This window comes from Futiania mangrovi (genome assembly GCF_024158125.1).
Taxonomy (GTDB): Bacteria; Pseudomonadota; Alphaproteobacteria; order Futianiales; family Futianiaceae; genus Futiania; species Futiania mangrovi.
The window spans coordinates 1-21,457 of sequence record NZ_JAMZFT010000001.1 but is presented as its reverse complement, the minus strand read 5'-3'; the positions used below and the strand labels follow the sequence as shown (position 1 = coordinate 21,457).

At 69.0% G+C, this 21,457-nt stretch carries 15 protein-coding genes; 12 read left to right on the top strand and 3 right to left on the bottom strand.

The features are described from left to right. Positions 1–57: 57 nt before the first annotated feature. From NJQ99_RS00075 to hisI, 8 genes are all read left to right on the top strand, one after another. Positions 58–1,149, top strand: a complete 1,092-nt coding sequence (locus tag NJQ99_RS00075) for a TRAP transporter substrate-binding protein (protein ID WP_269330769.1) — start codon at positions 58–60, stop codon at positions 1,147–1,149. Between the two features lie 194 nt (positions 1,150–1,343). Next, positions 1,344–1,898, top strand: a complete 555-nt coding sequence (locus NJQ99_RS00070) for a TRAP transporter small permease subunit (RefSeq protein ID WP_269330768.1) — start codon at positions 1,344–1,346, stop codon at positions 1,896–1,898. Then, on the top strand, positions 1,895–3,481 hold the full coding sequence (locus NJQ99_RS00065; protein ID WP_269330767.1) for a TRAP transporter large permease: 1,587 nt from the start codon (positions 1,895–1,897) through the stop codon (positions 3,479–3,481). Before NJQ99_RS00070 ends, NJQ99_RS00065 begins: the two co-directional genes overlap by 4 nt. 246 nt (positions 3,482–3,727) lie before the next feature. Next, positions 3,728–7,207, top strand: a complete 3,480-nt coding sequence (locus NJQ99_RS00060) for an indolepyruvate ferredoxin oxidoreductase family protein (RefSeq protein ID WP_269330766.1) — start codon at positions 3,728–3,730, stop codon at positions 7,205–7,207. Positions 7,208–7,584: 377 nt separating this feature from the next. Continuing rightward, positions 7,585–8,022 carry a hypothetical protein gene (locus NJQ99_RS00055; protein ID WP_269330765.1) on the top strand — a complete coding sequence of 146 codons (438 nt, stop codon included), beginning with the start codon at positions 7,585–7,587 and terminating at the stop codon, positions 8,020–8,022. 109 nt (positions 8,023–8,131) lie between these two features. Beyond that, on the top strand, positions 8,132–9,322 hold the full coding sequence (locus NJQ99_RS00050; protein ID WP_269330764.1) for a sensor histidine kinase: 1,191 nt from the start codon (positions 8,132–8,134) through the stop codon (positions 9,320–9,322). A 119-nt stretch (positions 9,323–9,441) separates the two neighbouring features. Then, on the top strand, positions 9,442–11,340 hold the full coding sequence (locus NJQ99_RS00045) for a propionyl-CoA synthetase (protein ID WP_269330763.1): 1,899 nt from the start codon (positions 9,442–9,444) through the stop codon (positions 11,338–11,340). 93 nt (positions 11,341–11,433) lie between these two features. Beyond that, a complete protein-coding gene (gene hisI / locus NJQ99_RS00040; protein WP_269330762.1) occupies positions 11,434–11,856 on the top strand; it encodes a phosphoribosyl-AMP cyclohydrolase in 423 nt (140 codons plus the stop codon). Positions 11,857–11,871: 15 nt separating this feature from the next. On the opposite strand, the gene znuA is transcribed toward hisI, so the two are convergent. After that, the gene (znuA, locus tag NJQ99_RS00035; protein ID WP_269330761.1) at positions 11,872–12,861 is read right to left on the bottom strand and encodes a zinc ABC transporter substrate-binding protein ZnuA; all 990 of its coding nucleotides are present in this window, start codon (positions 12,859–12,861) and stop codon (positions 11,872–11,874) included. Between the two features lie 149 nt (positions 12,862–13,010). On the opposite strand from znuA, the gene NJQ99_RS00030 reads away from it, so the two are divergent. Genes NJQ99_RS00030 through NJQ99_RS00020 form a run of 3 tightly spaced genes read left to right on the top strand, consistent with a single transcriptional unit; the run spans position 13,011 to position 15,159 of the window. Next, entirely contained in the window at positions 13,011–13,496 is a 486-nt protein-coding gene (locus NJQ99_RS00030; RefSeq protein WP_269330760.1) for a Fur family transcriptional regulator, read from the top strand. Then, entirely contained in the window at positions 13,493–14,347 is an 855-nt protein-coding gene (locus NJQ99_RS00025) for an ATP-binding cassette domain-containing protein (RefSeq protein ID WP_269330759.1), read from the top strand. The genes NJQ99_RS00030 and NJQ99_RS00025 overlap by 4 nt, the downstream gene beginning before the upstream one ends. Further along, positions 14,344–15,159, top strand: a complete 816-nt coding sequence (locus tag NJQ99_RS00020) for an iron chelate uptake ABC transporter family permease subunit (protein ID WP_269330758.1) — start codon at positions 14,344–14,346, stop codon at positions 15,157–15,159. The genes NJQ99_RS00025 and NJQ99_RS00020 overlap by 4 nt, the downstream gene beginning before the upstream one ends. Positions 15,160–15,163: 4 nt before the next feature. On the opposite strand, the gene rpe is transcribed toward NJQ99_RS00020, so the two are convergent. Next, positions 15,164–15,844: a ribulose-phosphate 3-epimerase gene (gene rpe, locus NJQ99_RS00015; protein ID WP_269330757.1), complete on the bottom strand. Its 681-nt coding sequence runs from the start codon at positions 15,842–15,844 to the stop codon at positions 15,164–15,166. A 335-nt stretch (positions 15,845–16,179) separates the two neighbouring features. Here rpe and NJQ99_RS00010 point away from each other — a divergent pair, with 335 nt between their 5' ends. Beyond that, positions 16,180–17,442 carry a nucleotide sugar dehydrogenase gene (locus NJQ99_RS00010; RefSeq protein ID WP_269332043.1) on the top strand — a complete coding sequence of 421 codons (1,263 nt, stop codon included), beginning with the start codon at positions 16,180–16,182 and terminating at the stop codon, positions 17,440–17,442. A 16-nt stretch (positions 17,443–17,458) separates the two neighbouring features. On the opposite strand, the gene NJQ99_RS00005 is transcribed toward NJQ99_RS00010, so the two are convergent. Continuing rightward, positions 17,459–21,457: Fic family protein (locus NJQ99_RS00005; protein WP_269330756.1), on the bottom strand; the 3,999-nt coding region annotated here is incomplete at its 5' end.

The following is a 21,457-nucleotide window of genomic DNA, read 5'->3' as shown; positions in this document are numbered from 1 at the left end:
GCCTGATCGCCGATTGGCGGCCTGCTCCGACAGGGAAAGTGGAGGAAACATAGTACCATGGATCGTCGCTCATTCATCAAGGGCGCGGGCGTCGCGACGGCTGCTGCTGCAGCCACGACGTTCGCCGCCCCCGCGATCGCGCAAGGCGTGCGCGAACTCAAGATGGTCACCACCTGGCCGAAGAACTTCCCTGGCCTTGGCACCGGCGCCCAGCGCATCGCTGACAACATCACCAAGGCCACCGACGGCCGCATCAAGGTCACGCTCTACGCAGCCGGCGAACTGGTTCCGCCGTTCGAGAGCTTCGACGCGGTGCAGTCCGGCGCGGCCGACATGTACCATGCCGCCGACTACTACTGGCAGGGCAAGTCCAAGGCTTACAACTTCTGCTGCACGGTCCCCAGCGGGCTGCTGCCGGCGGAGATGGACGCCTGGATGCACCACATGGGCGGCTCCCAGGTCCGCGACGAGCTGGGCGAGCAGTTCAACATGAAGCACTTCTCGGCCGGCAACACCGGTTCGCAGATGGGCGGCTGGTTCGCCAAGGAGATCAACACGCTCGAAGACCTCAAGGGTCTGAAGATCCGGATGCCGGGCTTCGGCGGCGAGGTGATGCGGCGCCTGGGCGCGACCGCCGTCAACCTGCCGGGCGGCGAGATCTTCCCGTCGCTGCAGTCGGGCGCCATCGACGCGACCGAGTGGGTGGGGCCGTGGAACGACCTGGCCTTCGGCTTCTACAAGGTCGTGAAGTTCTACTACTACCCGGGCTTCCACGAGCCGGGGCCGACCCTGGGCGTGGGCATGAACAAGGGCGTGTGGGACAGCCTGTCCGACAGCGACAAGGCCGTTGTGGAGGCCGTCTGCATGGCCGAGAACAACTACTCGCTGGCGGAGTTCAACGCCAACAACGGCCGCGCGCTCGACGAGCTGATCAACAAGCACGGCGTGCAGCTTCGGAAGTTCTCCGACGAGCTCTTCACGGCATTCTTCAAGACGTCCCAGGAGGTCGTCGCTGAGTCGGCCGAGGGTGACGCAATCACCAAGAAGATGTTCGAGAGCTACCAGGCGGCGTACAAGTCGCTGCGTGGCTGGACCCAGCTGTCCGACCAGCCTTACGCGAACCTGCGCGACAAGGCGATGGACATGTAAGTCCGGGACCGTTCCCGAAAGTGGATGCCCGCGTCACCCCGTGGCGCGGGCATCTGACTACCGGGACGGGCGCGTTCGCGGCATGATGCCGCAGCGCAGGCCTCGCCGGGACGGGCAACCGCCCGCAACGGCACATCCAAGACGAAGAGGTCCGGAGAGGACCCGCGCGGCAAGCTTGGCAGGGAGCCGGTTCCATGAGCTTTCTCGAAGGTTTCGCGCGCACGATCGACCGGATGAATGAATCGATCGGCGCGACGGTGGCGTGGCTCGCGCTACCCATGGTGCTCTTGCAGTTTCTCGTCGTTCTCCTGCGCTACGTGTTCGGCTACGGCCACGTGGCCATGCAGGAGAGCATCGTCTACCTGCACGCGGCAGGGTTCATGCTCGGCGCAGCGGCGGTGCTGCTGCGCGGCGGCCATGTCCGCGTCGACATCTTCTACGCAGCACGCTCGATGCGCGGCAAGGCGATGACCGACCTGTTCGGGGCGCTGTTCTTCCTCGCCCCGATGGCCGTGCTGATCCTCGACGTGTCCCTGCCGATCGCGATCCAGTCCTGGTCGATCCTCGAGGGTTCGAAGGAGACGAGCGGCATCCAGGCGGTCTTCCTGCTGAAAAGCCTTCCGGTCGCATTCGCGGCTCTGATCCTGCTTCAGGGACTGTCGATGGCGGCACGTGCGGCACTCGTCCTGACCGGCCAGCTCGACACGCACCTGAGCCCGGCCGCACGCAAGGAGGAAGCGGTGCAATGACCGCCGGCGACTTTCTCAACATCGCGCTGATCCTCTGCCTCATCGGGGGTCTGCTGCTGGGCTTCCCGGTGGCGTTCACGCTCGCCGGCGTCTCGATCATCTTCGCAATGATCGGCGAGCTTCTGGGCATCTTCAGCTTCTCCTTCCTGCAGGCGGTTGCACAGCGCCTCAACGGGACGCTGCAGAACGAGCTTCTGATGGCCGTTCCGATGTTCGTGTTCATGGGCGTGATGCTGGAACGCTCCCGCGTCGCGGAAGAGATGCTGGAATCCATGGGCCGGATGTTCGGCACGCTGCGCGGCGGCCTCGGCATCTCGGTCTCGATCGTGGGCGCGTTGCTGGCGGCGTCTACGGGCATCGTGGGCGCGACGGTCGTCACCATGACGCTGCTATCCCTGCCGACGATGCTGAAGAACGGCTACGATCCGAAGCTCGCGACGGGTTCGATCTGCGCGGCGGGCACGCTGGGCCAGATCATTCCGCCGTCGATCGTGCTGGTCCTGCTGGGCGACCAGTTGTCGTCGGTCTATCAGCAGGCACGCATGTCGATCGGCGATTTCTCGCCGCAGCCTGTCTCGGTCGGCGACCTGTTTGCGGCGGCGCTGATTCCGGGTCTGCTTCTCGTAGGTCTCTACATCACCTACCAGGTGTTCATGGCGATCATCCGGCCGTCGAGCAGCCCTGCCCTGCCCCCGCTGGAAAAGGAGATGAGCACGGCCGACCTGCTGCGCTCCCTGGGACACAGCCTCGTGCCGCCGGTGATCCTGATCGTTGCGGTTCTGGGCTCGATCCTCGCGGGCATTGCGACGCCGACCGAGGCCGCGGGCGTCGGCGCCATCGGCGCGACCCTCCTTGCCGGCGTGCGTCTCGACGAACGGCACGGCTGGCCGATCTATTTCGCCGGCCTCAGCCTCATCGGCATGCTGGTCGTCTCGCAGGTCATGGACGTGCGCATCACCAAGACGGCCTACGAACTCACCGACTGGATCGGCATCGGCCTTTGCGTGGCGCTCGGCCTGATGCTGCTCTGGGGCCTGGCGATCAGCCTCGGCCGGGTGTGGCGCACGGGCATCCTGCGGACGGTCGTCAACTCCACCATGGAAACGACCGCTATGGTGTTCGTCATCCTGTTCGGCGCGGCGATCTTCAGCCTGGTGTTCCGCGGCTTCGGTGGCGAGGCCGCGGTGCATCACGTGCTGGAGAACATGCCGGGCGGCGCGGCGGGCGCGATGCTGGTCGTGATGCTGGTGATGTTCCTGCTGGGCTTCATCCTGGACTTCATCGAGATCATCTTCATCGTCGTGCCGATCGTGTCGGTGATCCTGTTCAAGATGGACGTCTACCCGTTCTCCGATCCGGTGTGGCTTGGGGTCATGTTCGCGATCAACCTGCAGACGTCGTTCCTGACGCCTCCGTTCGGCTTCGCGCTCTTCTACCTGCGCGGCGCGGCACCGGCGGGCGTGCGCACGGGCGACATCTACCGGGGCGTGATTCCCTTCATCGTCATCCAGCTCACCATGCTGGGCCTGCTGGTGGCGTTCCCGGAACTCGCGACCTGGCTGCCGAGCGTGCTGTTCGGCTAGGCCGCCTCGCCGGGCGACGAGAAAAGCAGGGGGCGGAGCGCCCGAAGGCCTCCGCCCCTTTGCCGTGCGGGTCCAACCATCTGCGAAATTAGGTCAGCACTATTGACATTTTTTTCCGCTGGACCGACCCTAGGTTCTGTGAGGATACGTTTCGTTGGCCCGCGACGCGACCAGCAGCGGCAACCCGGGGACAAGAACAGCAGACACCCCCAGGCGACCGGGCGCAGCGGACAGGGAGCATGAAGCATGAGCGCGCCTGAGACCGTCTCTCTCGACGACAAGTTCGACGTGACGAAGGACCGGATCTTCGTCACCGGAACCCAGGCCATCGTCCGCCTGGCGCTGATGCAGAAGGCGCGCGACAAGGCGGCCGGTCTGAACACCGCTGGATATGTGACGGGCTACCGCGGCTCGCCCCTCGGCGCCGTCGACCAGCAGATGTGGAAGGCGAAGTCCTGGCTGAAGGACGCCGACGTGGTCTTCCAGGCCGCGATCAACGAGGACCTGGCCGCCACTGCCTGCTGGGGCACGCAGCAGGCGCACCTGCGCGGCGAGAACAAGTACGACGGCGTCTACGCCATGTGGTACGGTAAGGGACCGGGCGTCGACCGGTCCGGCGACGTGCTTCGCCACGGCAATCTCGCCGGCACCGCGCCCAACGGCGGCGTCCTCGTGCTGATGGGCGACGACCACACCTGCGAAAGCTCCACGACCGCGCACCAGTCCGACTATGCGCTGGTCGATGCGATGATCCCGATTCTCTACCCCTGCGGCGTGCAGGAGATCGTGGACTACGGCCTTATCGGCTGGGCCTTGTCGCGCTTTGCGGGCACCTGGGCGGGGCTCAAGCTGGTCAAGGACACGGTCGACGCGACGGCGAGCATCGAGGTGCATGCCGAACGACTGAACCTCGTCTACCCGGAGGTGGACCAGCCTGCGAACGGCCTGCATATCGAGGCCTTCGAGATGCCGATCGAGCAGGAGGCGCGGCTGCACGACTACCGCCTGCCCGCCGTGCGCGCGTTCGCGCGGGCGAACCGGCTCGACAAGACGGTTTTCAGGGGCGGGGCGACGCCGCGGCTCGGCATCGTCACGGCGGGCAAGTCCTATCTCGACGTGCGCCAGGCGCTCGACGACCTCGGTATCGACGAGGTGAAGGCCGCGAACCTCGGCATCGCGCTCTACAAGGTGGCGATGCCCTGGCCGCTGGAGCCCGAGGGCGTGCGGGAGTTCGCGCTCGGCCTCGACAAGCTGATCGTCGTGGAGGAGAAGCGCTCCCTCATCGAATGGCAGTTGAAGGACGCGCTCTACGGCCGCGCCGGCGCGCCGCAGGTCGTCGGCAAGCAGGACGAGGAAGGCCGCGTCCTGCTGCCCGCCAAGGACGCGCTCAACCCGAACATGGTGGCCCTCGCCATCGCGGACCGCGTGCTCGAATACGCCGACGACGCGGCGATCCGCGCCCGCGCCGACGAGATCCGCAAGGCGGAGGCGGCGCGGACGGGCATCGCGGAGATCGCGACGCGCACGCCCTATTTCTGCGCCGGTTGCCCGCACAACTCCTCGACCAAGGTGCCGGAGGGCAGCCGCGCCTATGCCGGGATCGGCTGCCACTGGATGGTCCAGCTGATGCCGGAGCGGAACACGATCGGCTACACCCAGATGGGTGGCGAGGGCGCGAACTGGATCGGCGAGGCGCCGTTCTCCAAGACCGGCCACGTGTTCCAGAACCTGGGCGACGGCACCTACAACCACTCCGGCATCATGGCGCTGCGCGCCGCGGTCGCCGCGGGCGTCAACGTCACATACAAGATCCTCTACAACGATGCGGTCGCCATGACCGGCGGCCAGCCGAACGACGGCGGGCTGACGGTCGACATGATCGTGCGCCAGGTGCTGGCGGAGGGGGCGAAGCGCGTGCGCGTCGTCTCCGACGAGCCGCAAAAGTATCCCAGGGGCTTCTTCCCGGCCGAGGTCGACATCAGCGGCCGCGACGATCTCGACGCCGTGCAGACGTCGCTGCGCGAGATTCCCGGTGTGACGGTGCTCGTCTACGACCAGACCTGCGCGGCGGAGAAGCGGCGCCGGCGCAAGCGCGGCACCTTCCCCGACCCCGACAAGCGCGTGGTCATCAACGACCTGGTGTGCGAGGGGTGCGGCGATTGCGGCGTGCAGTCGAACTGCGTCGCCGTCGCGCCGCTGGAAACCGAGTTCGGGCGCAAGCGGACCATCGACCAGAGCGCATGCAACAAGGACTTCTCCTGCCTCAAGGGCTTCTGCCCCAGCTTCGTGACGGTCGAGGGCGGCAAGCTGAAAAAGGGCAGAGCCATTGCGGGCGCGGACGCAGACGCATTCCCCACCCTGCCCGAACCGGCCCTGCCCGCAGACAGCCGCCAGTCCATCGTCGTGACCGGCATCGGCGGCACCGGCGTCGTGACCATCGGCGCGCTGATGGGCATGGCGGCGCACCTTGAGGGCAAGGGCTGCGGCGTGCTCGACATGGCGGGCCTGGCGCAAAAGGGCGGCGCGGTCGTCTCGCACATCCGGCTGGCGGCGAGCGCCGACGAGATCCAGGCGATCCGCGTCGCCGCGGGCGGCGCGGACGTGCTGCTCGGCTGCGACATCGTCGTCGCGGGTTCCTCCGGCGTGCAGGCCACGCTGAAGCCCGGGCACACGCAGGCCGTCGTGAACACCCAGAAGACGATGACCGGCGCCTTCACCCAGAATGCCGACTTCGACCTTCCGACCGCGCGGATCGAGAAGCAGCTGGGCGACATGCTGGGTGAGGGTCACACGCATCTCGTTCCCGCGACCCCGCTCGCGACGCGGCTGATGGGCGATTCCATCGCGACCAACCTGTTCATGCTGGGCTTCGCCTGGCAGCAGGGGCTGATCGCGCTGAAGCGGTCCTCCATCGAGGAGGCGATCCGCCTCAACGGCGTCGCGGTCGAGGCGAACCTCAAGGCCTTCCTCTGGGGCCGCCGCGCCGCGCACGATCTCGCCGCGGTCGAGAAGCTGGCAGCGCCCGCCCCGGCCGCCACGGCCAGCACGGCGATCGCCCGCACGCTGGACGACGTCATCGCCCGGCGGGTGGAGTTCCTGACCGGCTACCAGTCGCGCCGCTATGCCCGCCGCTACGAGGCGCTTGTCGACAAGGTGCGGGAGAAGGAGAAGGCGCTCGGCCTCGGCGAGGCGCTGACCGATGCGGTCGCGCGCAGCCTCTTCAAGCTGATGGCCTACAAGGACGAGTACGAGGTCGCGCGCCTCTACACCGACGGCAGCTTCGAGGCCCGCATCGCCGACATGTTCGAGGGCGACTATGCGCTGAAGTTCCACCTCGCCCCGCCGATCATGGCAAAGCGGGACGGCAACGGGCGGCTCGTGAAGCGCGAGTATGGCCCGGCGATGATGCGCGTCTTCCGCCTGCTCGCGAAGCTGAAGCGGCTGCGGGGCACGCCGTTCGACATCTTCGGCCGCACGGCCGAGCGCAAGATGGAACGCCAGTTGATCCGGGATTACGAGAAGCTCGTCGCCGACATCCTCGGCACGCTCGACGCCCGTACCCATGCGACCGCCGTCGCGCTGGCCCGCCTGCCACAGCAGATCCGCGGCTTCGGGCACGTGAAGGAAGCCGCACTGGAGCGCGTGCGCACGGAGGAGGCGAAGCTGCGCGCCCGGCTGACGGCACGGGCCCCCGATCCGGCACCGCTGGCCGAGGCGGCCGAATAAGCGAAACGTCCTTTTTTGGAACGGCGCACGACGCATCTGCGGGATTTTTTTGCTTCCACCTCGCAAGAGCCTAGGTTAATGTCCAATTTAGGGACAGTTTTCCCTGTGTCTTGTAAGGGTAGAGCTCAATGGTCGGTTTTCACGTGAACAGCTACGGTGCTGGTGGGAACGCGGTCGGGCACTCGCATGGTGGTGGGTTTTCCGACGCGAACGATTTCCAGAGTTACATGAGTGCATTCGGCGCAGGCGGTCATGGGGGTGCTGGGCATACCCATGGCGGTGCAGGACATAGCCATGGTGGGCCAGGCGCAGGCTTCGCGGGCGCCGGGTTCGGGGGCGCGGATGCCTGCGGACCCGGAGGCTGCGGACCTGCCGGGATGATGGGGTCGAACGACCCCACCGCCACGCAGGCGAACGCGCTGGGCGTCTTCAACGTTCAGGGCGAACGCGCAGGCGAGATCGCGAACTCGCTCGAGCAGGCCTATCTGGCGGATCCGGAATTCGCTGCCTATGTCGATCAGGCGGCAGCAGAGGGCCGGACGATCGAGGTGGAGACCGGAACGGGCATCGGCGGCAGCCGTGCGCTGGTTGACGGATCGAAGATGTTCGTCGACTTCGCGGACGAGGACAGGACCTACGCTTCGGCAGAAGGGGCCGCCCCCTTCACCGCGGCGCGGATCGCAGTGCACGAGGCCTGGCACACGCTGACCGGCATCGGCCACAACGGGGTGGGCCAGATGGACCCGATCCTGGCCATGACGAACAGGACCGCGGATCTCGCGTTCGGAGACATGCCGGACCGGATCTACTACTGACGCGGGAGCAGGCGACCCACGCGACTCGCCTTCAGGTTTATTCTTTGTTTGCAGTTTCACCCGAAACTGGAGATGGAAGAGTATCCCGGGCGGGTCGCGTGGAGGCCTGATGTTGCGTCTGTGGGAAATGCTGCGGGAAGACCGCGACGCGGCCCGGTGCGCCAAACTGGTAGCCGGGGCTGCGTTCGGCGGTGCCTTCGCGTCCCTGTTGCTGCCGCTCGGCCCGCTGTCGATCCTCGTCCTAGCCGCGGCATTTGGCGGCGCCATCGGCTTTGCCCTGGCCCGCCGCCAGCGCACGCACGTCAACCCCGGCGCGATTTTCGAGAGCGCGGCCGAACGCGCCGAAGATCCCCTGTCGGCGGAGGAGTTGCGCCTCCTCGCCCGGCGCTGCAATGCAGAACCGGACGTACTCACGGTCTGGTACCAGCAGATGATGGAGCGCTTCCGCACCGAGGTGCAATCGCGCGAGGCCGCGATCGCCGCCGCCCGCGAAGCGCAGGAGGCGGCAGAACGCGCCAACCTCGCCCGCGCGCAGTTCCTCACGAACATGAGCCACGAATTGCGCACGCCGCTCAACGCGGTGATCGGCATGTCCGACGTGATGCGCCGGCAGACGTTCGGACCGCTCGGCCATGACAACTACATGGACTATGCAAACCACATCCAGGAGAGCGGGCGCTATCTCCTCGGCATGATCGACGACATCCTGACCCTGACCGAATGTGACGCGCGCGAGGACGCCCTCATGCTCGACAGCGCCGACCCGCTCGAGATCGTCCGCGCGGCTGCCGCACAGGTGCGCGGCGCGGCAGCGGCAGGGTGCGTCCATGTCTCGGTGAAGGCGGCACCCAACCTTCCGGCGGAACTCGAAGCCGATTCCCGCCGGCTGCAGCGCGCCATCTGGCATCTCCTCGCCAACGCCGTTGCCTTCACACCGCCGGGGGGAAAGGTCGGCGTCTATTGCACGGTCACGGAAGATGGCCGCCTCGCGGTCTGCATCCGCGACAATGGACGCGGCATGGACCCGGCCCAGATCCGGACGGCCCGCTCGATCCTGACCCAGGGCGACGAAAGCTGGACGAAGCGGCACGGCGGCACCGGCATAGGCATCCCCTTCGCCACCCGCATCGCCGAATTGCACGGCGGGCGGCTGCGCATCGACAGCACACCCGGCAAGGGCACGATCGCCAGCATCGTGCTGCCCGCGCGGTCGGCGGGTTCGGTCCGCCGCCTCACCCCCGCGGGGGCACATCCGCGCACCCCTGCTGCCCCCCGGGTTCCTGCGAGCTGCGCCGCCTGACACTCCTGCCTGCCATGCCGAACCTTCGTCTGGGTTTTCGCGCGGACGTCAGCCCGCTAAAACCCTAGGCAAAGCGAACGCAGAACGCCGGCCCCGCCGGCGGGCAAGGGAGGCGAGGCATGGCCAAGGGCGATTACGAACGGGTGTGGCGGGAGTCGATCGAGCAGCCGGAGGCCTTCTGGGCGAAGGCCGCGGCCGACATCGACTGGTTCCGCCCCTGGGATACGGTCTGCGACACGAGCGACGCCCCAACGACGCGCTGGTTCGTCGGCGGCGAGATGAACACCTGCTGGAACTGCCTCGACCGCCACGTGAAGGCGGGCCGCGGCGCGCAGGCCGCAATCGTCCACGACAGCCCGGTCACGCAGTCGAAGCGCACGCTGACCTATGACGAGCTGCTCGACATGACGGCGCGGCTCGCGGGCGTACTCAAGGGCCTCGGCGTCGCCAAGGGCGACCGCGTCGTGATCTACATGCCGATGGTGCCGGAGGCGGTGGCTGCGGCGCTGGCCTGCGCCCGGCTCGGGGCGATCCACTCCATCGTGTTCGGCGGCTTCGCGGCGAACGAACTGGCGGTGCGTATCGACGACTCTGCGGCGAAGGTGGTGATCTCCGCCTCCTGCGGGATCGAGCCCACGCGCGTCGTCGAATACAAGCCCCTGCTCGACAGGGCCATCGAACTGGCAAAACACAAGCCCGAGGCCTGCATCGTCCTGCAGCGCCCGCAGGTCGCCGCGGCCTTGACGGAGGGCCGCGACATCGACTGGGACGAGGCGCTGGCGGGCGCCGAACCAGCGCCTTGCGTGCCGGTGAAGTCGGAAGACCCGCTCTACGTGCTCTACACCTCCGGCACGACCGGGCAGCCCAAGGGCATCGTGCGCGACAACGGCGGGCACGCAGTGGCGCTGAAATATTCCATGCGCGCGGTCTATGGTGTCGAGCCGGGGGAGGTCTACTGGGCCGCCTCCGACATCGGCTGGGTCGTCGGTCACTCCTACATCATCTACGGGCCGCTGCTGCACGGCTGCACCAGCATCATGTATGAGGGCAAGCCCGTCGGCACGCCCGACGCTGGCGCGTTCTGGCGCGTGTGCGCCGAACACGGCGTCTCCGTCATGTTCACCGCGCCGACGGCGATCCGCGGCATCCGCCAGCAGGACCCCGACGGCAAGGAACTGGCGAAGTACGACTTGTCGAAGCTGCGCACCTTCTTCCTCGCGGGCGAGCGGTGCGATCCGAACACGCTCGAATGGTGCCAGGAAAAGCTGCAGATCCCGGTGATCGACCATTGGTGGCAGACCGAGACGGGCTGGTCCATCGCTGCGAACTGCATGGGGATCGAGGAGTTGCCGGTGAAGCCCGGCTCGCCCACGCGGCCCGCGCCCGGCTGGGACGTGCGTGTGCTGGGCGAGGACGGGCACGAGGTCCCTCGCGGCACCATCGGCGCGATCTGCGCGAAGCTGCCGCTGCCGCCCGCCGCCTTCCCGACGCTGTGGAACGCGCGCGACCGCTATGTTTCGGCCTATTTCTCGCACTTCCCCGGCTATTACGAGACGGGTGACGCCGGCATCATGGACGCCGACGGCTACATCCACGTGATGGCGCGCACCGACGACGTGATCAATGTCGCCGGCCATCGCCTGTCCACCGGCGGGATGGAGGAGGTTCTGGCCCAGCACCCGGACGTGGCCGAGTGCGCGGTGGTGGGCGCCGCCGACCGGATGAAGGGCCAGGTGCCGGTTGGCTTCGTCGTGCTGAAGGCTGGGACCAACACCCCGCCGGAGACGGTCACGAAGGAGTGCGTGGCGCTGGTGCGCGAGAAGATCGGCCCGGTCGCCGCGTTCAAGACCTGCGCGGTCGTGAACCGCCTGCCCAAGACGCGGTCGGGCAAGATCCTGCGCGCGACGATCCAGAAGATCGCCGACGGGTCGGAATGGAAGATGCCCGCCACCATCGAGGACCCCGCCGTCCTCGACGAGATCGGCGAGACGCTGAAGGACCTGGGGTACGGGGCATGAGGCACGCGCCGGCCTGACGGACGCGCTTGACGGACACGGGCGGGGATGCACATGCTCCCCGCCCGTTTTCACGCGCACCCGGGAGCGACGCCCATGCCCGCAGACTTCGGCCCCGAAAGCCCGCTTCCCGCCCAGCCGACCGCGTCGGACGCGACGGTGGCCGCGGTTCTGGACGCGCTCGCCTTCAACGACAAGGGCCTGGTCCCCGCCATCGCGCAGGACGCCGGCACGGGCGAGGTCCTGATGATGGCCTGGATGAACGCGGAAGCGATAGCGGAGACGCTGCGCACGGGGCGCATCACCTATTGGTCGCGGTCGCGCGGCGCGCTGTGGCGCAAGGGCGAAAGCTCCGGCCACGTCCAGCGGCTCGTGGAGTTCCGCTACGACTGCGATGGCGACACGGTGCTGGTGCTGGTCGCGCAGACCGGGCCGGCCTGCCACACGAACCGGCCCAACTGCTTCTTCAATGCGGTACGCGACGACCGGATCGAGGTCATTTCCGACCCGGTCGCCTGAGCGCCCGGCTTCCCCTCAGCCGAGGCAGTCCTTCAGCGCCACCGCCAGGTTCCGCAGCATCTGCGGATAGGCGTCGGGACCGGGTGCCAGCTCGGCCCCCAGAGGGTCGAGCACACCCGTCTTCACGTCCAGGCCCTCCGTCACCACGTCGAGCACGCGCGGCGAGAACTGCGGCTCGGCGAAGATGCAGACGGCCCCGCTCTCCTCGATGGCGTGGCGCACCTCGCGCAGCCGCTCCGCCCCCGGCGCGCGGTCGGGGCTCAAGGTCACCGCGCCCCGCGCGTTCAGACCGTAGTGCGCCTCGAAATACTGATAGGCGTCGTGAAAGACGACGTAGGGCCGGTCCTCGACAGGATGCAGCATCTCCTCGATCTCGGCGTCGAGCGCGTCGAGGCGCGCGGCATAGGTTTCCGCGTTGCGGCGGTAGGTGTCGGCATTGGCGGGGTCGAGTTGGGCGAGCGTCTCGGCGACCTCCGCCGCGATCCGCTTGCCGTTCATCGGGTCGAGCCAGAGATGGGTGTCGACGGCATCTTCTGCGTGGCCGTGACCCTTGTGCGCCTCCGCCTTGTGGCTGTGCCCCTTCTTATGGTCGTGCCCCTTCTTATGGTCGTGACCGCCATGATCGTGGGCGTGGCCTTCCCACGCTCCGCCCTCGCGGATCGGCAGGAGCTCGATCCCCTCGATCTCCTCCAGCGTCAGGACCGCTGCCTTCGCCGACAGCGTCGACAGGGGACGCTCAAGGAACGTCTCCAGCCCCTCGCCCACCCAGACGACCAGCCCCGCCTGTTCCAGCGCCCGCGCGTCGGAGGGCTTGAGCGAATAGGCGTGCGGCGAGCCTGCCCCGTCGATCAGCAGGTGCGGCTCGGCCACGCCCGCCATCACCGCCGACACGATGGAATGGACGGGCAGGATCGTGGCGACGGTCGCGGGCGGCGCCGCTACGGCCGGCGTGGCCCAGAAGGCCAGGCCCAGGATGGCGGGAACGGACAGGCGGAATGGGCTCATGTACGGAACTCCCCCGGGAAACGGCGCGATCGCCGGTGCTTGACGAATGATGTCCGGAGGTAGATGTTACAACATAACATGTCAAGCGATCCGGAGATGACCCGCGCCGCGCACTGTGCGAGGGTGGCCGGACAGCACCGGACCCATCCATGACCACCCACGCCTTCCCCTCCGACGCGCACGACCACGCGGCCTGCATCGCGGCCGGCCTCGACGCAGCCGAAGACCTTTGCGCGAGGCGGGGAGAGCGGCTGACCGTGCTGCGCCGCCAGGTGCTGGAAACCCTGCTTTCGGAACACCGCGCCACAGGCGCCTACGAGATCATCGAGCGCATGGCCGAACGCGGCCGCCGCCCGGCTGCCATCTCGGTCTACCGGGCGCTCGACTTCCTGCAGGCGCAGGGTCTCGTCCACCGGATCGAGCGGGCGAACGCCTTTATCGCCTGCGCCCATCCCGGCGCGCGGCACGGGCCCCAATTCCTGGTGTGCGAGCGGTGCGGGACCGTGGCGGAGATCGCCGACCGCGGAGTCATGGCCGCAATCGGCAAGGCCGCCCGCGAGGAAGGGTTCGAGATCCACGACCCCGTTATCGAGGTCGCGGGGCGCTGCGCGGCCTGCACCGAGGCACGCCCATGACCGCCGCCCCAGCCCTTCGCATGCCTGAGAGCCGGCAAACGGACGCGGCCACGCTGATCGCGACGCAGGATCTCGGCGTCCGCCGCGGCGGGCGCTGGCTCGTCCGCCACGTGGACCTCGAGGTGGCGGAGCGGGAAATCGTCACCCTGATCGGCCCGAACGGCGGCGGCAAGACGACGGTCGTGCGCACGCTCCTCGGGCTTGAGAAGCGGACCGAGGGCGAGATCGTGCGGGCGCCCGGCCTGACCGTGGGCTATGTGCCCCAGCGCTTCACCGTGCCGCGCACCCTGCCGCTGCCCGTCCACCGGCTGATGACGCTGACGGTGCGGGCCTCCCGGTCCGAGGTTCACGCGGCGCTCGACGAGACCGGCGTCGCGCAACTGATCGACGCGCCCGCCCACACGCTTTCGGGCGGGGAACTGCAGCGCGTACTGCTGGCCCGCGCGCTGATCGCGCGGCCGCAACTCATGGTCCTCGACGAGCCCGTGCAGGGCGTCGATTTCGCGGGCGAAGCGGCGCTCTACGATCTGATCGGCGAGATCCGCGACCGCCACGGCTGCGGCATCCTGCTGGTCAGCCATGACCTGCACGTCGTCATGGCGGCAACCGACCGCGTGGTCTGCCTCAACGGGCACGTCTGCTGCACCGGGGCGCCGCGAACGGTCAGCCGGGACAAGGAATTCCTGCGCCTGTTCGGGCCGAAGGCCGCGGGCACCTACGCGCTCTACGCGCACGCCCACGATCACGAGCACGACCTGACCGGCGACATCGTCGACGCGCACGGCCATCATCACGACCTCGCGCACGAGCACGTTCACGGCCACAAGCACGGGCCGGAGGGCGGGGCATGAGCATCCTCGCCGGTCTGACCGACGCCTTCTTCGTGCGCGCGATGCTCGCCGGCCTGGCGCTCGCCATCGCGCTTGCCCCGCTCGGCTGCCTCGTCGTCTGGCGGCGGATGGCGTTCTTCGGCGACACGCTGGCGCACGGCGCGCTCCTGGGCGTCGCGCTCGGCCTTGCGTTCGACCTCGACATCCGGGCGGGCGTGCTCGCCGCGGCGCTCGCCATCGCCGTCGCGCTCTGGCTGCTGGAGCGGCGCGTGGAGATCCCGCCGGACGCCTTCCTCGGCATCCTCGCGCACGGGACACTGGCGGTGGGCCTCGTGGTGCTGGCCTTCCTGCCGGGCGTTCGCACCGACCTCATGGCCTATCTCTTCGGCGACATCCTGTCGGTGGGCCGGGGCGAGGTCGTCGCCCTCTGGATCGGGGGCGCAGCTCTCCTCGGAATTGTGGTCTTCAGTTGGCGGGCGCTCCTCGCGGCGACCGTCGACCCCGACCTCGCGGCGGCGGAGGGCGTTCGGGTCGAACTCTACCGCCTGCTGCTGCTGTTGCTGATGGCCGCCGCAGTCGCCATCGCGATCCGCATCGTGGGCGTGCTGCTGGTGACGGCACTGCTCGTGGTGCCTGCGGCCTCTGCCCGGCCCTTCGCCCGCTCGCCGGAGGGGATGGCCGCCATCGCCGCCGTCTTCGGCGCGGTCTCGGTGGTCGCGGGACTGCTCGCCTCGCTGCAGTTCGACACGCCCTCGGGCCCGTCGATCGTCGTGGCTTCGCTCATCCTCTTCATCGCGACGCTGCCCCTGAGCGCCGCCCGCCTCGCGCGCTGAGCGCTCAGGCCTCGCGCGTTTCGCGGCCCGCGGCCTTCAGCGCGGCGATGTTGGCGGCATAGGCTTCGGGCGTGCCGCCCTTGAAGACCGCCGAGCCCGCGACCAGCGTGTCCGCGCCCGCGGCCAGCACCTCGCGCGCGGTGTCCGGCGTCACCCCGCCGTCGACCTCCAGCCGGATGTCGCGGTTGCCGATCATCTCCCGGATGCGGGCGATCTTGGGCAGTTGCGAGCGCAGGAACGACTGCCCCCCGAAGCCCGGGTTGACCGACATGACGAGGATCAGGTCCACCCGGTCCATGACGTAGTCGAGCACCGTCTCCGGCGTCGCCGGGTTCAGCGAGACGCCCGCTTTCTTGCCGAGCGCGCGGACCGCCTGCAGCGTGCGGTCGAGATGCTTCGGCACCTCCGCGTGGACCGTGATGATGTCGGCGCCCGCCTCCGCGAAAGCTTCGAGGTACGGGTCGACGGGATCGATCATCAGGTGGACGTCGAAGGTCTTCGCCGTATGCGGGCGCAGCGCCTTCACGACCGCCGGACCGATGGTCAGGTTGGGCACGAAATGCCCGTCCATCACGTCGACATGGATCCAGTCGGCGCCGGCGGCGTCGATGGCGCGGACCTCCTCGCCGAGCCGCGCGAAATCGGCCGAGAGGATGGAGGGGGAGATGATCGGTGTCACGTTCATGGCCCGTCCTATAGCGCGCCCGCCCGGCGCCTGCAAAAACTTATCCCCACCCTCTCCGGCGGGCTTATCCTCCCCCGTCCCGTTCCGCACCCGCACCTCTTGCGAGGCCCCACGCGATGCTGTCGTCTCTCGCTGCCCTGCTCTCCCGCCTGGCGCCGGGCGTCGCGGCCTTCCTCGCGCGCACCGTTCCCACGCGGGCCCGGACGTCCTATGACTCCGGTAGGCCGGCGCAAGCCGCTGCGCACGAGGGGGCGAGGCACATGCAGACCGAGGACGACCGGAACGGAGCCTCAGCCGGGGCGGAGGCAGAAGCCGAGACGGGCACGCTGGCCGTCATGGGGCTCGGCTATGTCGGGCTGCCGCTGGCGCTGGCGTTCGGCGCGCGCCGCCCGGTGATCGGCTTCGACGTGTCGGCGGACACGGTTGCGGCGCTCGCCTCCGGCACCGACCCGCGCGGCGAGATCGGTGCGGACGCCTTCGCCGCCGCCCGGCACCTGCGCGTCACCTCCGACCCGGCCGCGCTGGCTGAGGCCCGGACCGTCATCGTCGCCGTTCCGACACCGGTGGACGCCGCCCGCCGCCCGGATTTCCGCCTGCTCGCCCGCGCGTGCGAGACGCTCGGCCCCCATCTCGCCCGCGGTGCGACCGTGGTGTTCGAATCGACCGTGTACCCCGGCGCGACGGAGGAGGTGTGCATCCCGATCCTCGAGGCCGGAAGCGGCCTGCGCTGGAGGCGAGGCTTCCACGTCGGCTATTCGCCGGAGCGGATCAATCCCGGCGACCCGGTGCACACGCTGGGCGGCGTCGTGAAGGTGGTCGCGGGCGATGAGCCCGACACCGCCGCCCGCCTCGCCCGCCTCTATGGGGAGGTCGTGAGCGCCGGCGTCCACGTCGCCCCCTCCATCGCCGTCGCCGAGGCCGCGAAGGTCATCGAGAACGTGCAGCGCGACCTCAACATCGCGCTGATGAACGAGCTGTCGATGATCTGCCACCGCATCGGCATCGACACGCAGGACGTGCTGGCCGCCGCGCGCACCAAGTGGAACTTCCTCGACTTCCACCCCGGCCTCGTGGGCGGGCACTGCATCGGCGTCGACCCCTATTACCTGACCTACCTGGCGGAGCGGATCGGCCACCACCCGGAGGTGATCCTCGCCGGCCGCCGCATCAACGACCGCATGGGCGGCGTCGTCGCGGCCGAGGTGGCGAAGGCCCTGATCGCCGCGGGCGTCTCCTTCCCCGGCGCGCGGGTCAATGTTCTGGGCGTGACCTTCAAGGCGGACGTGCGCGACGTGCGCAACTCCCGCGTGGCCGACGTCATCGCGGAGCTTGAGGGCTTCGGCGCGCGCGTTGCCGCTGCCGACGATCTTGCCGACGCCGCCGCCTTCCAGGCCGAATACGGACGCACCCTCACGCCGCGGGCCGATCTTGGGTCCTGCGACGCCCTGATCGTCGCGGCTCCGCACAGGCTCTACCGGGAGATGCCGTTCGCGGATCTCGCATCCTCGCTCGTCCCCGGCGGCCTGTTCGTCGATCCGCTCGCCCGCTTCGCGCCAGAGGCGGTACGCGCGGCAGGCTTCCGGCACTGGCGGCTCTAGGCGGGTATCGGCCCTGTCAGTAGCGGGCGCGCTGGTTCTCCCCGTTTCCGTTCGCCGTGCCCCGCGGCAGGGTGAAGACGACCCCCGGCAGGTTGCCCGGCACCGCGCCATAGGGCGCCGCCGCCCCCTCCGGCTCCCCGTCTGCGGCGAGCTTGCCGAGGTCGAGCACGCTCACCCGCTGCCCGGCGATCGGCGCCACCAGCAGGTCGCGCACCGCCTCAGCATCCGCCGGGCCGGTCATGGTCCCCGGCGTGACCCGCGCACCCGCGTAGCCGAGGTCGAAGACAAAGGGATGCCGCCCGCCGTCAGGCTCGCCGATATACATCGGGTGGCGAGACCCGTTGGCAGTCACGATCTCGGCGGGCGTCCCGGCATAGATCTCGTCGCGCCGCGCCCGCACCTGTGCGATCTGCTCCGGCGTCACATCTGCCGAGAACGCGGTGGCGAACCGCTTGCCCCGGTCGCGGAACACGGTCGCGAGGCCATTCTCCACATAGTCCGGTCCCAGCACCTCGCTCAGTGCCTGGTGGTTGGCGCGCACCATCTGCTCGATCACCACGTTTCCGCCGCCGTGGCTGACCTGCACCTCCTGCCGCTGCCCCATGACCATCAAGTCGGCCACGCCCCGGTCGTTGATGTCCTTCAGGCCGCGCGGCTCGAAGAAATCCAGCTCCACCGACCCGCCGGTCCGCGCGGCATCGGCGAGCATCGTATCCAGCGTGTCGAGGCCGATCGGCTGGCTCTGCACCTCTATGCCGTCGGCGGCGAGGTTGCGGAACACGGGCTCCAGCGTCTCGACCGACCGCGCCATCTCGATCCCGGAGGTGAGTGCGTTGATCGCGTCGGCGCTCGCCTGGGGGTCGGACCAGTTCACGGTGTCGAGGTCGGGAACCCCGGCAATCTCCCGGTATATCGTGTCGGGAAGCGCCGGATGCGTGCCGGGCTCGCCCGCGCCCGCGACGAGGTTCGGCGCGATCTGCGGCCGGGCGAAGCCGTCCTGCGTGGCGACGTTTGCCGTGCGGGCATCGACCGCCGCATTCACATCGTCCACGCGCCCCTGTCCGGCCCGGAACTGGCGCGCGGCCTGCCCCGGTTCGGCCTCGTAGACCGGTCCGGGAATGAACTGGAGGGTACCGTCCGAGCGTTCCACCACGCCACCGTTCTTCACCCAGGGGAAGGACCGCTCCGCCGTCTCGCGCAGGATCAGGCCCGCCTCGCCCGGAAGCTCCGTCTCCGCCCGCGTCACCGCGCCCGCCGGGCCGCCCTGGTTGAAGTATTCGACGCCGAGGTGGTCAAGACCGTCGAGGCGGCGCAGCAGTTCGAACGGGCTGCCGCCCTTCTCCGCGTTGTAATCATCGGGCCGGATGATCGCGGCGGAGGACGTGCCCGTCGGGATCGGCACCCTGTTGGCGATGTTGTAGGCCGCGATCTCCTCGTGGAAGACGCGCACCATGTCCTGCGGCACTGTCTCCGGCATCTCGCCGTCGCCGCCGGTGGCGATCAGGAACATCTCGTCGCCGGCCTTGCGCCCGCCGCTGAAGGCGATACCGTCCAGCGCGTACATGTCGCTGAGGCGCGCCGCCGTGCGGTTCATCACCGCGCTTGTGGCCGCTATGGCGGCGTCGCCGCCCTCCATGCCCACGACGCCGTTGTAGCCGGAGAAATTGTTGGAATCGGCCAGCAGCACCGCGACTGGGCGCCCCGCCTCCCGCTCGGCCAGCATGGCGTCATAGAGGAATTGCTCGTTGCGTACGACGGGCGTCACCGGGTTCGCGGTCAGGTCGTTCTGCGCGGACCTGAGCGCCGCGTCCAGTTCCCGAGCGTGTTCCTCCCGCTCGGCCGGGCTCAGGGACGCCAGGCTCGCCGCGGTCACGCCGTCGCCGCCGTCCGTATCGGGCACGATGGTCAGCCGCTCCGGCGCGAGGCGCGTCTGAACCGGCCCCGGCTGGCGCTGCGCCTCGGCGAGGAAGCCCTCGAAGAGCCCCTGCAGGTTTTCCGGCGCGGGTCCGCGTGCCGCCACCGCATTGTAGGGCAGTTGCGTCGACGGGTCCGGCAGCGTCGGCCATCCGTTGAAGTAGAGCACGCCGAACTCCGGCAGGCCCTCGTTGTCGAATCCCGCCCGGCGCGACACGATATCGCCCAGCACGTCGGGCGCCCGTTCGGCAGGCTTGCGGTAGACATTGACCGTGCCAGCATAGTTCGGCGTGAAGGGGACCGGCAGCCCCGCGTCCTGCATGGCGGCGAACTCGCCCGGCTCGATCCGCTGCACATAATCGCGCCCGAACCGGATCGCGGACTTCTGCGGGTCCTGCCCCGGATAGAGCTGCGCGATCAGCTCCTCCCGCGTGACCGCATCGGGGCCCGCGTTGGTGCTGTGGGGCCCGCGGATCTGCCCCACCGGCTGCAGGTTCATACGAAAGTCACGGGCGTGTTCCGGCGCCTTGGCGACCATTGCGTGGGTGAACTCGTGCAGGATGGTGCTTTCGAAGACGTGGCGTGCCACGCGCTCGTTGCCATTGTGGATCGACAGGTACTGCGCCGGCGTGCGCACCGAGACCGTGCCGGCGTGTTCGCTCGCCAGTCCGGAGACGACCAGGCCGTTCTCCGGTACGGCGGTATGATCGGGGTGCCGGTTGCTGAGACCGAGGCCGCGCAGCGCGCCCGGCGCCTTCATCTCGATCCGGTCGAGAACAGGCATCGCGGCATTGACGATTTCCAGCATCTCGGCGTCCGAATGGCGCGGGAAGTCCGGACCGCCAGCCCGCAGATTGTCGACCAGGACGATGCCGTAGCGGTCCTCGAGCGCCCGCTGCGCCTCAGCCATCGTCGTGACGACGGGCGGCCCCGCCGGAACCTGCACCTGGTTCAGCGCTTCGGCGTCGCCCGCGTCTGCAGGGCGAACGATTGCTTCGAGTCGGTCCACGGTGCGCGTGACCGCATCGGCCATCATCGCCTCCGCTGCACCGGCAGGTGGATTTAGCTCCGGTGCATCGGGGAACAGGGCGACGCGCGTCCCCTCGGGTTCCGTCGCGGGGGGCAGTCCCGCCGTCGCCAGCACCCAATTGGCGACCGAAGCAGAGGTACGCCCGTTCCCGTCGAAGAACGGATGGATGCTGTTCAGCCGTTGCTGCGCCTGCCCCGCGACGATCAGGGGATCGCCCCCCGCCGCCAGTTGCCCGTTGATCCAGTCGGCGGTTTCCTGTGCCGCCTGCTCGACATGCGCCCCGTCGAGGTACGGCGTGCCCCGGAACGTCACGCGGTCGCCGGGTCCGCGGAACCAGCCGAACTCCGCATTCGCCTCGTCCGCCGCGCGCGGATCGTTCCAGGGACTGAGGCCTTGGCCCAGGCTCTCGTTGATCTCCGCGATCCGCTCGGCGCTGAAGGGAACCCCATCTCTCGCCCAGCCCGCAACCATCTCGTTGGTTGCCGTCCAGTTCTGGACCGCCCGGCTGCTGTTGGCAGTAACCTCGACGGGGCTCAGTGAGCCTGAGAACTGCGTCTGCTCGATGGCCAGCGCCTCGCGCTCCGCCATGAGGGGCGCGTATCGCGGATCGGACGGTCCGGCGGCCAGGATGGCGTCCATCTCCGCGGCGACGCCGGCCCAGCGTTCCCCAAGCTCCGCCGACCGCGCCGCCAGACCTTGCGCCTGCGCCGGATCCAGTTCCCGGTTGAACACCCTGTCGAGCCCGACGAGCGCGTCCGGTCCCGGCGGCAGTAGCGCCGGTTCCGGTGCGCCCGGAAGCAGGGGTTGCGACGGAGCCGCACCGATTGCCGCGGCCCTGTTTCCTGTGACCTGGATCAATCCCTGGAGGTTGTTGGCGTCGACGACGGCCTGTGGTGCGGTGCCGTCGCGCAGCAGGCCGGTTTCGGTGGCGTAGTTGAGGAGGTCCGCGGCCTCGCGTGGCGTCAGGCCTTGCGCGAAGAAGCCGCGGCCGTCGTCCGCCGGGATCGTGATGTCGACCGCGTCGGGCAGCCCCGTGCCCGTCCAGTCGGCCGCGTTGAGGTTGTTCTGCGC